This is a genomic window from Cupriavidus sp. IDO (assembly GCF_000812465.1).
Lineage (GTDB): Bacteria > Pseudomonadota > Gammaproteobacteria > Burkholderiales > Burkholderiaceae > Cupriavidus.
This window is the reverse complement of the sequence record NZ_JWMA01000183.1, coordinates 1-13,107: the sequence shown is the minus strand read 5'-3', so window position 1 is coordinate 13,107 and position 13,107 is coordinate 1. Positions and strand designations below refer to the sequence as shown.

Sequence of the window (13,107 nt, the reverse complement as noted above, 5' to 3'; positions counted from 1 at the left end):
CGGGACACCGGGGCGCCTGTATGCAAAATCCGACGCGCGCTTGAACGTCGCCGACATCGAAGCGCTTGCGCCAGCTATACCGCGCTCGACGCGCGCATCCTGAGATGACGGTTTCACACAAGCCGGCGACGGTTTTTCCCCAGATCGGCGGTCGATTACCGCGTCTACTTAAGACTCGGGGCCTTCAGGCAACCTGAATTCGAGGCCCTTACTTTTTCCAAGGACGCCATGCCAATCCCATCCCCCATTTCCGCGCGCGCGAACGCCGCCGCGCGGCTCGAACGTCTGCCGTTTTCCGGCTACCACAAGCTGATCTTCATCATCATCGCCGTCGCGTTCTTCTTCGACTCGCTCGACCTTGCCACGATGACCTTCGTACTAGGCTCGATCAAGCAGGAGTTCGGGTTGTCCACCGCGACGACCGGCCTGGTCGCCAGCGCCAGCTTCTTCGGGATGGTGCTCGGTGCAGCGCTCGCCGGCCTGCTCGCGGACCGCTTCGGGCGCCGGCCCGTGTTCCAGTGGAGCATGGTGCTGTGGGGCGTCGCGTCGTATCTGTGCTCGACGGCGCAAAGTGTCGAGGCGCTGATCGCCTGGCGCGTCCTGCTGGGGATCGGTATGGGCATGGAGTTTCCGGTCGCGCAGACGCTGTTGTCAGAGTTCGTGCCCGCCGCGAACCGAGGGCGCCTGATCGCGCTGATGGATGGCTTCTGGCCGCTGGGCTTCATCACGGCAGGCGTCGTTTCCTACTTCGTGCTGCCGGAGTTCGGCTGGCGCACCGTGTTCGCGCTGCTTGCGATCCCGGCCGTGTTCGTGCTGATCGTACGGCGCCTCGTGCCCGAATCGCCGCGCTGGCTCGAACACGCGGGCCGACACGCCGAGGCCGAGGCAGTGATGCGCGACATCGAAGCCAGGGTGATGCGCTCCGCCGGCGTCGCGACGCTGCCTGCGCCCGCGCGGCGCCTGATGGCCCCGCCGGTGCGCGGGCGCGGCGCTTTGCGCGAGATCTGGAGCGGCGCATACCGCCGCCGCACGACCATGGTGTGGCTGCTCTGGTTCTTTGCGTTGCTCGGCTTCTACGGCCTGACGTCCTGGCTCGGCGCGCTGCTGCAGCAGGCCGGTTTCGCGGTCACGCAATCGGTGTACTACACGTTGCTGATCTCCCTCGGCGGCATACCGGGCTTCCTGTGCGCCGCGTGGCTGGTCGAGCGCTGGGGCCGCAAGCCCACCTGCATCGCGTCGCTGCTCGGCGGCGGCACGATGGCGTACCTGTACGGGCAGAGTGCGATGCACGGCGGCAGTGTCACGCTGCTCGTCGGCACCGGCCTGGCGATGCAGTTCTTCCTGTTCGGCATGTGGGCGGTGCTGTACACGTACACGCCGGAACAGTACGGCACCGGCGCGCGCGCGACGGGGTCCGGCTTCGCGTCGGCAATTGGGCGGATCGGCTCGCTGATCGGGCCCTACGTGGTTGGCGTGGTGTTGCCGGTGTTCGGACAGGGCGGCGTGTTCACCCTCGGCGCGATCTCGTTCGCGGTAGCGGCACTCGCGGTGTGGGTGCTCGGCATCGAGACCCGTGGAGTCGCGCTGGAAGCGCTGGTGTCGGAGGACGCGTCCGCTGAAACTGCCGGCTATCCCGGAGTAGCTGACAAGACTTCCTGACCCGCAGGCCCGGTTCTCGCGGGAAAGTGCCCAGCCGGGCTGTCTGCCGCGAGTCGCTGTCGCGACTCGCGGCGGGCACCGCAATGAATTGGACTCAGAACTTGTGACGAATCGCGGCACGGACCTGGAACTGCCTCGCCGTCGATGAGGCGTTTGCCGCCCCGGGCAAGTCAGCCAGGTCCAGTGCGGTGCCGGTCTTGTCGCCGGCGACGCGCTGGTAGGCGGCCTGGAGATAGACGTCCGTGCGCTTCGAGAAATTGTAATCCGCCATCAGGCCGAAGGAATGAACCTTCGGCTTCGCGTCACCGGAGGACGCGCGGAAGTTCTCCAGCGTGAGCGTATACAGTGCACCAGCGTAGAAAGCGGGCGTGAACTGATACTTGAAATTCACTTCCAGGTTCTGGAACCGGAGCGAGTCCAGGGTACCGCCGGCCGGCAGGATCGAACCGGAGATGTACGAGGTGGACAGCGGCGCGGTCAGATTCGAATTGGAGTAGGCGAAGCCGGCCGTCGCCGCACCGAACGTGTAGTTGATGCCGGCACCGAATATGCGCAAGCGCTTGGCAAGGAAGTTCTGGTCGCCGCCGTTATTGATGGCGCCCCCTGACGTGGCCGACGGGTTGTCCGCCTGCAGGTAGGCCGCCGCCAGCAACAGGCCGCCGCTCGCGTACTGCATCCCCGCGCTGTACAGGCGGTTGTTGGCAAAGTTGGTGTCGTTGCTGAAGCTGTAGGCGCCGCCGAACTGGAACCCGCCAAGGGTGGGACTTGTGTACTTGACGGTATTGTTGGCGCGGAACGAGTAGATCAGGTTGTCGTTGTCGTAGGGGTGCCCGAACATGGTGCCCCCCCAATTCCCGGCAACGGTCGTCGGCGCCAGGTAGTCGATCACCGAGTCATACTGGCGCCCCAGCGTGACGGTCCCCAGGCGATCATCACCAAGCCCGACGTAGGCTTGCCGGCCGAACAGCAATCCGCCCTGCGCCGACCTGCCGTTGCTCGCATTGAAGCCGCTCTCGAGCTGGAACAGCGCCTTGACGCCGCCGCCAAGGTCTTCCGTCCCCTTCAGGCCCCAACGGCTGCCTTGCGCAAAGCCGCTTGCCATCTCGGTCAGGCTGTGTCCGCCGACGTTATTCGTGTAGTTAATGCCTTCGTCGATCACGCCGTACAGCGTGACGCCGCTTTGGGCAAAGGCAGACGCGGAAAACATCAGCGCCATGACCGGGCCCGCAGTCGCTCCCTTTTTCATTGGATTTTCTCCTGGTGTAAACATGACTCACGCTGCCGACACGCCGATCGGTGCGGCATGCGCGGCAGCGTCTATGAGAGTAGTCGGGGAGCCCGGCAAACCTATGTCCAATACCGACACGCGTTTGCACGGCGCCGACACGGCCCGGGCAACGCTCAGCCCGCCTGCCCGCTGCGCCTGAGGTAATCGGCGCGTGTCCACTCGAGCGCGACGCCGACGCGTTGCGTGCCGGGCCGGATCTTCGGCTTGTGCACGGCAAGCGTCAACGTGTCGAGCGCCGGCCATTCGCGAAACGACAGCTCGGCGATCTCGGCCACCAGGGTCTCGAGCAGGCGCGTATGCGGCTTGTGCGCAAGAAACGCGGCGAGGCGCGCACAATAGCCATCGTAGTCGATCCACTCGCTGTCCTCGCTCGGCTCGTGGCGATAACCCAGACGCGCGTCGATCACGATCGGCTGCGGTGCTTCATGCTCGTGCGGATGGATGCCGATCCGCACCGGCACCGCCAACGCATCGATAAACACACTCCAGCCCCGGCCCGGCAGCAGTGGCCCATCGAGCCCGGCGAGTGGTGCGCTGAACGCGTTGTCGACCGGCTTCATGATGTCAACGGCGCCGCGGCGTCGAGCATGATGCGGCAGAAATAATCGGCGAAGCTGCGGCGCAGGACGACCTCGAAGCGGTCGACGCCGGTCGGCACCAGCACGATCGACGCCTTGAAGTAGTGGCTCTGCGCGCACTGGCCCGGCTCGAACACGCGCGGATGCAGGTCGAGTGGGCAGCCGCGCGCCAGTACGTCGCGTACGCGCCCGCCGCTGATCTCGACGACCGTGTAGCCGCTGCCGACGTCGACCGCCGCCGCGTACGCGCCGGCGATCGCCTGGGCGAGCTTAGGCTCGAGCACGCCCGCCGGCACCGGTTCGTTCGAGCGCACCAGCCACTCGTCGGGGCCGAGCCACAGCACGTCATAGGCGGTGCCGCGCGCGACCGTATTCGGTGCAGCCGGCGGACAACAGCCGACCACGCCCTCGAACGCGCCGACAAAAGCAGGGTCGGAGAGATCACCGCGCACGTTGACGAGATCAAGAAAGGCGCGCTCGCGCATCACGAAGTGTTTCGACGCACGCGCCTGGTGCGCGTTCAGCAGATCGGCCGCGCCGATGAACGGCGACTCGAGCCGCACGCCGCGCTTGCGCGCGTCAGACGCCGGCACGCCTGCCGCCGGCGTAGCGATATTCGATTCATTCCACATTCTGGCGCACCCCTTCCGTATCGTAGAAAATCGGGCTCGAGATTTTCGCGGTCACGCGCCGGCCGCTTGCCAGCGGAATCGCCACGCTCTCGCCCATCTTGTTCAGGCCGCCCTTCACCACGGCCAGCGCGATCGAGCGCTTCAGGATCGGGCTGTAGTAGCTCGACGTCACGTGGCCGAGCATCGGCGTCGGGTCGGTCGTCGACACCTGCGTGTCCGGCGCGATGATCTGCGCACCCTCCGGCAGCACGAACTGCGCGTCGTCGGTCAGCAGGCCGACGAACTGCTTGCGGCCTTCCTTCGCGGTATCCGAACGCGTCAGCGAGCGCTTGCCGAGGAAGTCCTTCGACTTCGCCACGACTCCGCCCATGCCGAGGTCGTACGGCGTGATCGAACCGTCCGTGTCCTGGCCGACGATGATGTAGCCCTTCTCCGCGCGCAGCACGTGCATCGTTTCCGTGCCGTACGGCGTGATGTCGAACTCGGCCCCCGCGGCCATCAGCGCTTCCCACACCGCGCGGCCGGCGTTCGCGGGCACGTTCACTTCGTACGCCAGCTCGCCCGAGAAGCTGATCCGCATCACGCGCGCCTTCGCGCCGGCGACGGTGCCGTTCCGATAGCTCATGAACGGGAAGGCCTCGTTGCCGAAGTCGATGTCATCGCAGACCTTGCGCAGTACCTTGCGGCTCTTCGGGCCGACCACCGCGAAGGTTGCCCAGTGATCGGTCACCGACCCAAGCCGCACCTTCATGTCCGGCCACTCGGTCTGCAGCCAGCGCTCGAGCCAGGTCAGAACGCGCGCGGCGCCGCCCGTCGTCGTCGTCATCATGAAATGCTGCTCACCGAGCCGCACCGTGACGCCGTCGTCGAACACCATGCCGTTCTCGTCGAGCATCAGGCCATAGCGGCACTTGCCGACTTCGAGCTTGTTCCACGGGTTGGTGTACATCCAGTTCAGCAGCGTCACCGCGTCCGGGCCCTGGATATCGATCTTGCCGAGCGTCGATGCATCGAGGATGCCGACGCTGTTGCGCACCGCGAGGCATTCGCGCTTCACCGCCGCATGCAGGTCCTCGCCCTTCTTCGGGAAGTACCACGGCCGCTTCCAGTTGCCAACGTCCTCGAACAGCGCGCCATGCTCGACGTGCCATTCATGGATGCAGGTCTTGCGAACCGGGTCGAGGAAGTCGCCGAGCTCGCGCCCCGCCAACGTGCCGAACGTGACCGGCGTGTAGTTAGGGCGGAACGTTGTCGTGCCGGTGTCGGGAATCGACTTGCCGAGCGCCTGCGCCAGGATCCCCATCCCGTTGATGTTGCCGAGCTTGCCCTGGTCGGTGCCGAAGCCCATCGCGGTGTAGCGCTTCACGTGTTCGACCGATTCGAAGCCTTCGCGCGCGGCGAGCAGGATGTCGGACGCGGCCACGTCGTTCTGGAAGTCGACAAACTGCTTCGGCCCGCGCGCGGCGGCCTCCTGGCTGCCGACGAGCCACAGCGGCAGCAGTGCACCTTCGGCGACGGCTGCCACCTTTGGCGCGGCGGGGCGCTTGGCGTTACTGAAGCCGGCAGCCTTGGCAGCGGCGGCCCCCACTTCGATCGCGAGCGGCAGCGCCTGCGCCAGGCTGAACTCGCCCGCCGCCGCGCCAACGCTCGCCTCGGCCTGCATCGACTTGCCCGGCACGAAGCACACCTTCTCATCGTTCCACCGCGCCTTGCCGCCCGATTGCGCAAACAGGTGAAGGACCGGGCTGAGGCCGCCCGACATCGCGACCAGATCGCACGGGATCGTCGACAACTTGCGCCCGGTCTTGCCGTTTGCATAAGCCGCCACGTCGACTGACGAGACGTGCCGCTTGCCGGATGCAGCCGTCACCACTGCGCCATTCAGCACGGTCAGGCCCTGCCGCTTCGCGGCGGCCGGCAGCGCGCCATTGGTCGATGCGCGCGCATCGACGATCGTCACCTTCGCGCCGCACGCCTTCAGGTCGAGTGCCGCCTGATAGCCGCGATCGTTGTTGGTGAACACGACCGCGTCGCGTCCCGGCAGCACGCCGTAGCGATGGATGTAGGTCGACACCGCCGACGCGATCATCACGCCCGGCAGGTCGTTGTTGCCGAACACAAGCGGACGCTCGTGCGCGCCGGTGGCCAGAATCACCTGCCCTGCACGGATCTTCCACAGCAGCTCGCGCGTGCCCTGGCGCTTCGCTGCCGGCAGGTGGTCGGTGAGGCGCTGCGTCACGGTCACGAGATTGTGGTCCTGATAGCCGAACGCGGTGCTGCGCGACAGGATCGTCACCTCCGGCAGCTTGCGCAGTTCAGCCTCGATCTGCTCGGCCCACTGCAGCGCGGGCTTGCCGTTGATCTCGGCGCGACCGGAAAGCAGGCTGCCGCCAAGCTCGCACTGATCGTCGACCAGGATCACGCGCGCACCGGATACTGCCGCCGCATGCGCTGCCGCGAGGCCCGTCGGGCCGCCGCCAACCACCAGCACGTCGCAGTGCGCGTAGCACTTGTCGTAGCGATCGGCGTCGCGCATGTCGGGCGCCTTGCCGAGACCGGCCGCATGGCGGATCTTCTCTTCGTACTTCGGCCACATCTTGCGCGGCCACATGAAGGTCTTGTAGTAGAAGCCCGCGGGCATGAAGCGCGCAAACTTCTGGTTGACCGCCATGCGATCGCGTTCGAGATCGGGCTCCGCATTCACGCTGGTCGCGACGAGCCCGTGATACAGCTCGACTTCCGTCGCGCGCGCGTTCGGCACCGTATACGCGCCGCGTTCGAGCTGCACCACGGCATTCGGCTCAGCGACGTCCGCCGTCACGATGCCACGCGGACGGTGATACTTGAAGCTGCGCGCGACAAAGCGCACGCCGTTGGCGAGCAGCGCCGACGCGAGCGTATCGCCCTGGAACCCCTGATACGTGCGTCCGTTGAAGGTGAAGGTCAGCGGAACCGCGCGATTGATGCGGCCACCGGTGCCGAGACGGTCTTTCTGGCTCATTTCTTGCCCCTTACTCGCGGTGCTTCTTGCAGTGCTTTATGCGGTGCGTTAGCGCCGGGCTGGCCGAAGGTCTCGTAGCCCTTGATGTCATAGGTGACCGTATCGCGCTCGATCTTGAACCAGCGGCGGCAGCCCTGGGCGTGGATCCATTGCTCGTGATGCATGCCCCGGGTATTGGTGCGCATGAACAGGTAGTCCCCCCATTCGCGGTCAGACAGCTTCTCGGTCTCGAGCGGGCGCGCGATGTCGGCCTCGCCGCCGCATGAGAATTCGGATTCGGCGCGCGGGCCGCACCATGGACATTCGATCAGCAACATTTCTTTCTCCTGGTGGCGTTCAGTGCGCGACGGCGGCGGCGCCGTGCTCATCGATCAGGTGGCCGGTATAGAAGCGGTCGAGCGCAAACGGCGCGTTCAGCGGATGCGGCTGGTCGCGCGCGATGGTGTGCGCAAACACCCAGCCCGAGCCCGGCGTGGCCTTGAAGCCGCCCGTGCCCCAGCCGCAGTTGAAGTAGAGGCCCTTCACGTCGGTCTTGCTAATGATCGGGCAGGCATCCGGCGACACATCGACGATGCCGCCCCACTGGCGGTTCATGCGCACGCGCGAGAACACCGGGAACATCTCGACGATCGCCTGCAGCGTCCCTTCGATGACCTGGAAGCTGCCGCGCTGGCCGTAGCCGGTGTACTGGTCGATGCCCGCGCCGATCACCAGGTCGCCCTTGTCGGACTGGCTGATATAGGCGTGCACCGCGTTCGACATGATCACCGAGTTGACGACCGGCTTGATCGGCTCCGACACCAGCGCCTGCAGCGGATGGCTCTCGATCGGCAGACGCACGCCCGCCATGTCGGCGAGCGTGGTCGTGTTGCCGGCCGCGACCACCGCGACCTTCTTCGCCTTGATAAAGCCCTTCACCGTGTCGACACCGACGACCGCGCCGTGATCGCGCCGGATGCCGGTCACCTGGCAGTTCTGGATGATGTCGACACCGGCCCGATCGGCGCCCCGCGCGAAGCCCCACGCGACCGCGTCGTGCCGGGCGACGCCGGCGCGGCGCTGGATCGAGGCGCCAAGCACGGGGTAGCGGCTGTTCAGGTTGATCGTCGGTTCGATCTCCTTGATCTGCTGCGGCGTCAGGAACTCCGCGTCGACGCCGTTCAGGCGGTTCGCGTTCACCCGGCGCTCGGTGTCGCGCACATCCTGCAGCGTGTGCGCCAGGTTCATCACGCCGCGCTGGCTGAACATCACGTTGTAGTTCAGGTCCTGCGACAGCCCTTCCCACAGCTTCATCGCCTTTTCGTAAAGCGCCGCGGATTCGTCCCACAGATAGTTCGAGCGGACGATCGTCGTGTTGCGCGCGGTGTTGCCACCGCCGATCCAGCCCTTCTCGAGCACGGCAACGTTAGTGATCCCGTGCTCCTTCGCTAGGTAGTACGCAGTCGCGAGACCGTGCCCGCCGCCACCGACGATCACCACGTCATACTCGCGCCTGGGCTCCGGGCTCTTCCATTGCCTTTCCCAGTTCTCGTGATAAGACAGGCCGTTGCGGAACAGACTGAATATCGAATAGCGGCTCATTTCTTGGACCCCTTCCTTAGCATTCAATGACGTTCACGGCCAGGCCGCCGCGCGACGTCTCCTTGTATTTCGTCTTCATGTCGGCGCCGGTCTCCCGCATCGTCTTGATCACCGAATCGAGCGACACATAGTGCTGGCCGTTGCCCTTCAGCGCCATGCGTGATGCGTTGAGCGCCTTGATCGCTCCCATCGCGTTGCGCTCGATACATGGGATCTGCACCAGCCCACCGACCGGATCGCAGGTCATCCCGAGGTTGTGCTCCATGCCGATTTCGGCGGCATTCTCGACCTGGTCTGGCGTGCCGCCCATCACCGCAGCAAGCGCGGCCGCGGCCATCGAGCAAGCAACGCCGACCTCGCCCTGGCAACCGACCTCGGCGCCCGAGATTGACGCCGTCTCCTTGTAGATCAACCCGATTGCGGCCGCTGTCAGCAGGAACTCGACAATGCCGTCGTCATTCGAGCCCGGCACGAACTTCACGTAGTAATGGAGCACCGCAGGGATCACGCCTGCCGCACCGTTGGTCGGCGCCGTAACGACGCGCCCGCCCGCCGCGTTCTCTTCGTTGACGGCCATCGCGTACAGGTTGACCCAGTCAAGCATCGACAGCGGATCGCGCAGCGATTCCTCGGAACGCGCGCGCAACCGGTTGTAGAGCTCGGCCGCGCGGCGTTTCACGCGCATCGGTCCGGGCAGCTCCCCCTCGACCTTGCAGCCACGCTCGACGCAGGCAGCCATCGTCTGCCAGATCGCCAGCAGCCCGGCGCGCACGGAATCGGCCGGGCGCAAGGCACATTCATTGCGAAAGATAAGTTCGGCGATCGACAGCCCGCTGTCGCGGCACGCCTGGATCAGGTCGGCGCCGGTGAGGAACGGATACGGCACGTCGGCCGCCGCTCGCGCACCATTCACGCGATCGCCATCGCGATTGACCACGAACCCACCGCCGACCGAGTAATACTCCTTTTCCACGAGCAACTGCCCCTGCTCGTCGAACGCCTGGAAGCGCATGCCGTTTGAATGCACGACGCTGCCTGTACTGCTCATCAGACGGCGAAAGAAGCCGATGTGCTCCTTTTCGTCAAAGTCGATCTCATGCTTGCCAAGCAGCAACAAGCGCTTGTCCTTGCGGATCTGCGCGAGGCGCGGTTCAATAACGTCCGGGTCGATCCGGTCTGGCAAGCGCCCCTCAAGCCCAAGGAGCACCGCCTTGTCGGTGCCGTGGCCCTTGCCGGTTGCGCCGAGCGAACCGTACAGTTCCGCCCGCACGCGGCGCACGAAACCGAGCAGGTTCGCATCCTCAAGGTGCGATACGAAGCGGCAAGCGGCGATCATGGGGCCGACCGTGTGCGAACTCGATGGACCGATGCCGATTTTGAACAGGTCGAAAACGCTGACATTCATCTGGCTGCCTCTTTGCTATTGCCTGGTAGGTGTCGTTGGATGTCAGTACATCAAAGCGCAGAATTTGCCGATAGAACAAAAGCGGCATCAACGTGGGACACCGCCGCCAGGCGCGGGTCCAAACAGGCCGGAAGTTCGCTTTGGCGATGATTCGCGTCGGAAAAATGCAAGTCCGCGGCATGCGGATCGGCGACGCTGGCTGTGACGGAGCCGCGTCGTGCAGGCAGGCGGCGAGGGCTGCATGGATGCCGTACGCATCACCGGCGTCCGCTACCGATACGCCGCCGCCCCGCAACCCAGATCCGCCCGCTTGCGCGAGCCTGTCAAGATGGATGCATCCATGACAACCGACGTTCCCATTTCCCCTGTCGCCGAGCCGGCGCCACGGCGCGTCCGCTTCGGCATCGTGCTGCTGCCGAACTTCACGCTGACTGCGTTTTCGGGTTTCGTCGACATGCTGCGGCTGTCGGCGGACGATGGCGACTACAGCAAGCCGGTGCGGTGCGTCTGGAGCGTGATCGGAAACACACTCGCGCCGGTACGCGCGAGCTGCGGGATCCAGGTCGCGCCGTGGGAGACCTTCGACGACGCGGAGCCATTCGACTACGTGGTCGTGGTCGGCGGGCTACTGCACTCGGGACCACAGGCCGGACCTGAGACGCTTGACTTCATCCGTCGCGCGGCGGGCGGCGGCACGACGATCGTCGGCATCTGCACCGGCGTATTCGCGCTGATGCGCGCGGGCGTGCTCGAGGGGCACCGCGCCTGCGTCAGCTGGTTCCACTACTGGGATTTTATGGAGCGCTTCCCGTCGGTGGATGCGGACCTGCTGATTGCCGACCGGCTGTTCGTGATCGACCGCCGGCGCATCACCTGCTCGGGCGGGCGCGCGTCGATCGACGTCGCCGCCGCCATCCTGCTGCGCCACTTCGATCACGCCACCGTGCAGAAGGCGCTACGGATCCTGCTCGTCGGCGAGATGCAAAAGGGCAATGCGCCGCAGCCGCATCCGCCCGGCCTCGAGCCCGCGACGCACCCAAAGGTCAAGCGCGCGATTCTGCTGATGGAGCAGCACGTCGGCCGGGCGCTCCCGCTTGAAGCGCTCGCCTGCAAGCTCGATATGTCGCCACGCCAGCTCGAGCGCCTGTTCAAGGCGGAGACCGGCAAGAGCCCGCAGGCATTCGCCAAGCATGTGCGGCTACGGACCGCTGCGTGGTTGTTGACGAGCTCGGACCGCACGGTCGTCGACATCGCGTTGAGCTGCGGCTTTGCTGACGCATCACACCTCGGTCGTGAGTTTCGCAAACAGTTCGGCGTGCCGCCTGCAGCCTACCGCGACAAGGGTATGCATCCGGCCGAGTCGACGCTGCCCGATGGCGATGCCTGCGAAATTTCGGCGCCTACTGAAAACGAAAGCGAAAGCGAGTTGAACTTGCGCATGATGTAGTCATCATGATGATGAAAAGTACTTATTTCGATAGAAGAGACCAATGAAAACACACGCAGCAGTTGCCTGGGGTGCGGGAAAACCGCTAACGATCGAAGACGTGGACCTGGCGGGACCCCGTGCCGGTGAAGTGCTGGTGGAAATCAAGGCCACCGGCATCTGCCACACCGACTACTACACGCTGTCCGGCGCCGATCCGGAAGGCATCTTCCCCGCAATCCTGGGCCATGAGGGCGCGGGCATCGTCACCGACGTCGGCCCCGGCGTGACCTCGCTCAAGCCCGGCGACCACGTGATCCCGCTTTACACACCGGAGTGCCGCCAGTGCAAGTTCTGCCTGTCGCGCAGGACCAACCTGTGCCAGGCGATCCGCGCCACGCAGGGCAAGGGCCTGATGCCAGACGGCACCTCGCGCTTCTCGATCGACGGCAAGCCTATCTTCCACTACATGGGCACGTCGACGTTCGCGAACCACATCGTGGTGCCGGAGATCGCGCTCGCGAAGATCCGCCCCGACGCCCCGTTTGACAAGGTCTGCTACATCGGCTGCGGCGTGACCACCGGCGTTGGCGCGGTGATCTTCACAGCCAAGGTGGAAGCCGGCGCCAACGTGGTGGTGTTCGGCCTCGGCGGCATCGGCCTGAACGTGATTCAGGCGGCGAAGATGGTCGGCGCCGACAAGATCATCGGCGTGGACCTGAACCCGGCGCGCGAGGCCATGGCGCGCAAGTTCGGCATGACGCATTTCATCAACCCGAAGGACGTGGAGAACGTGGTCGACCATATCGTGCAGCTTACGGACGGCGGCGCGGACTACTCCTTCGAGTGCATCGGCAACACGCAGGTCATGCGCCAGGCGCTGGAGTGCTGCCACAAGGGCTGGGGCAAGTCGATCATCATCGGCGTGGCCGAGGCCGGCGCGGAGATCTCGACGCGCCCGTTCCAACTGGTGACGGGGCGCGAATGGAAGGGTTCGGCTTTCGGCGGCGCGCGGGGGCGCACTGACGTGCCGAAGATCGTCGACTGGTACATGGAAGGCAAGCTCAATATCGACGACCTGATCACCCACACGTTGCCGCTCGATCGCATCAACGAGGGCTTCGACCTGATGAAGCGCGGCGAGTCGATCCGCTCCGTGGTGCTGTACTGAGGCCGGCGCACAGCGCTTTGCCGCCGAGCACGGCCTGATGCTTTGCCGGTCCTGACCCAAGTGGTGAACTAAGCACTGACCTCGACACGAGCCGGGTTGGAGAACACAGGACATCACTTCGGTCCGCCGTTTGGCCTGTCAGCCGCCAGATGGGGGTCCCGCAACACCCGTGCAGCCGGAAGAACTGAGCACGCTCCGACCAGGAGCGAGTGCCACGCGCAAGCGCACCGCATCTCGTTCGACGGGCCCTGCCCGCCTTGATAAGATCTATTGAGATTTACAAAAAACATGACAACCGATTCTAGGCCGGTGCGTTTTATCTCGAACAGGTCGAATGGAGATATGCGCCATGGCGAAGAGTCCGTT

General features: G+C 65.3%; 10 protein-coding genes. 3 read left to right on the top strand and 7 right to left on the bottom strand.

Annotation, left to right across the window (positions count from 1 at the left end; all coding sequences use genetic code 11):
* Positions 1 to 228 precede the first annotated feature (228 nt).
* Entirely contained in the window at positions 229 to 1,659 is a 1,431-nt protein-coding gene (locus RM96_RS33110; RefSeq protein ID WP_039015983.1) for an MFS transporter, read from the top strand.
* A gap of 94 nt (positions 1,660 to 1,753) precedes the next feature.
* Here the strand turns inward: RM96_RS33110 and RM96_RS33105 are convergent, their stop codons facing one another.
* The 7 genes from RM96_RS33105 to RM96_RS33075 all read right to left on the bottom strand — a co-directional run bounded on the left by RM96_RS33105 (position 1,754) and on the right by RM96_RS33075 (position 10,144).
* Positions 1,754 to 2,905, bottom strand: a complete 1,152-nt coding sequence (locus RM96_RS33105) for a porin (protein WP_039015982.1) — start codon at positions 2,903 to 2,905, stop codon at positions 1,754 to 1,756.
* Positions 2,906 to 3,060: 155 nt separating this feature from the next.
* Positions 3,061 to 3,507, bottom strand: coding sequence for a dihydroneopterin aldolase (locus RM96_RS33100; RefSeq protein ID WP_039015981.1), 447 nt, complete (start codon positions 3,505 to 3,507; stop codon positions 3,061 to 3,063).
* Complete coding sequence (locus tag RM96_RS33095) at positions 3,504 to 4,157, bottom strand: sarcosine oxidase subunit gamma (RefSeq protein ID WP_039015980.1); 654 nt, start codon at positions 4,155 to 4,157, stop codon at positions 3,504 to 3,506. The genes RM96_RS33100 and RM96_RS33095 overlap by 4 nt, the downstream gene beginning before the upstream one ends.
* Positions 4,147 to 7,158: a sarcosine oxidase subunit alpha family protein gene (locus tag RM96_RS33090; RefSeq protein WP_039015979.1), complete on the bottom strand. Its 3,012-nt coding sequence runs from the start codon at positions 7,156 to 7,158 to the stop codon at positions 4,147 to 4,149. Before RM96_RS33090 ends, RM96_RS33095 begins: the two co-directional genes overlap by 11 nt.
* The gene (locus tag RM96_RS33085) at positions 7,155 to 7,475 is read right to left on the bottom strand and encodes a sarcosine oxidase subunit delta (RefSeq protein ID WP_039015978.1); all 321 of its coding nucleotides are present in this window, start codon (positions 7,473 to 7,475) and stop codon (positions 7,155 to 7,157) included. The genes RM96_RS33090 and RM96_RS33085 overlap by 4 nt, the downstream gene beginning before the upstream one ends.
* Positions 7,476 to 7,494: 19 nt before the next feature.
* On the bottom strand, positions 7,495 to 8,739 hold the full coding sequence (locus RM96_RS33080) for a sarcosine oxidase subunit beta family protein (RefSeq protein ID WP_039015977.1): 1,245 nt from the start codon (positions 8,737 to 8,739) through the stop codon (positions 7,495 to 7,497).
* Between the two features lie 16 nt (positions 8,740 to 8,755).
* Positions 8,756 to 10,144: an L-serine ammonia-lyase gene (locus RM96_RS33075; protein WP_039015976.1), complete on the bottom strand. Its 1,389-nt coding sequence runs from the start codon at positions 10,142 to 10,144 to the stop codon at positions 8,756 to 8,758.
* A gap of 340 nt (positions 10,145 to 10,484) precedes the next feature.
* Here RM96_RS33075 and RM96_RS33070 point away from each other — a divergent pair, with 340 nt between their 5' ends.
* Entirely contained in the window at positions 10,485 to 11,591 is a 1,107-nt protein-coding gene (locus tag RM96_RS33070) for a GlxA family transcriptional regulator (protein WP_039016052.1), read from the top strand.
* Between the two features lie 43 nt (positions 11,592 to 11,634).
* Positions 11,635 to 12,741 carry an S-(hydroxymethyl)glutathione dehydrogenase/class III alcohol dehydrogenase gene (locus tag RM96_RS33065; protein ID WP_039015975.1) on the top strand — a complete coding sequence of 369 codons (1,107 nt, stop codon included), beginning with the start codon at positions 11,635 to 11,637 and terminating at the stop codon, positions 12,739 to 12,741.
* Positions 12,742 to 13,107: the final 366 nt, after the last annotated feature.

Bases quoted from the DNA above. Each gene is read 5' to 3' on its own strand.
- RM96_RS33100 (WP_039015981.1), bottom strand. From the start codon at position 3,507: ATGAAGCCGGTCGACAACGCGTTCAGCGCACCACTCGCCGGGCTCGAT.
- RM96_RS33070 (WP_039016052.1), top strand. From the start codon at position 10,485: ATGACAACCGACGTTCCCATTTCCCCTGTCGCCGAGCCGGCGCCACGG.
- RM96_RS33095 (WP_039015980.1), bottom strand. From the start codon at position 4,157: ATGTGGAATGAATCGAATATCGCTACGCCGGCGGCAGGCGTGCCGGCG.
- RM96_RS33080 (WP_039015977.1), bottom strand. From the start codon at position 8,739: ATGAGCCGCTATTCGATATTCAGTCTGTTCCGCAACGGCCTGTCTTAT.
- RM96_RS33075 (WP_039015976.1), bottom strand. From the start codon at position 10,144: ATGAATGTCAGCGTTTTCGACCTGTTCAAAATCGGCATCGGTCCATCG.
- RM96_RS33110 (WP_039015983.1), top strand. From the start codon at position 229: ATGCCAATCCCATCCCCCATTTCCGCGCGCGCGAACGCCGCCGCGCGG.
- RM96_RS33090 (WP_039015979.1), bottom strand. From the start codon at position 7,158: ATGAGCCAGAAAGACCGTCTCGGCACCGGTGGCCGCATCAATCGCGCG.
- RM96_RS33065 (WP_039015975.1), top strand. From the start codon at position 11,635: ATGAAAACACACGCAGCAGTTGCCTGGGGTGCGGGAAAACCGCTAACG.
- RM96_RS33105 (WP_039015982.1), bottom strand. From the start codon at position 2,905: ATGAAAAAGGGAGCGACTGCGGGCCCGGTCATGGCGCTGATGTTTTCC.
- RM96_RS33085 (WP_039015978.1), bottom strand. From the start codon at position 7,475: ATGTTGCTGATCGAATGTCCATGGTGCGGCCCGCGCGCCGAATCCGAA.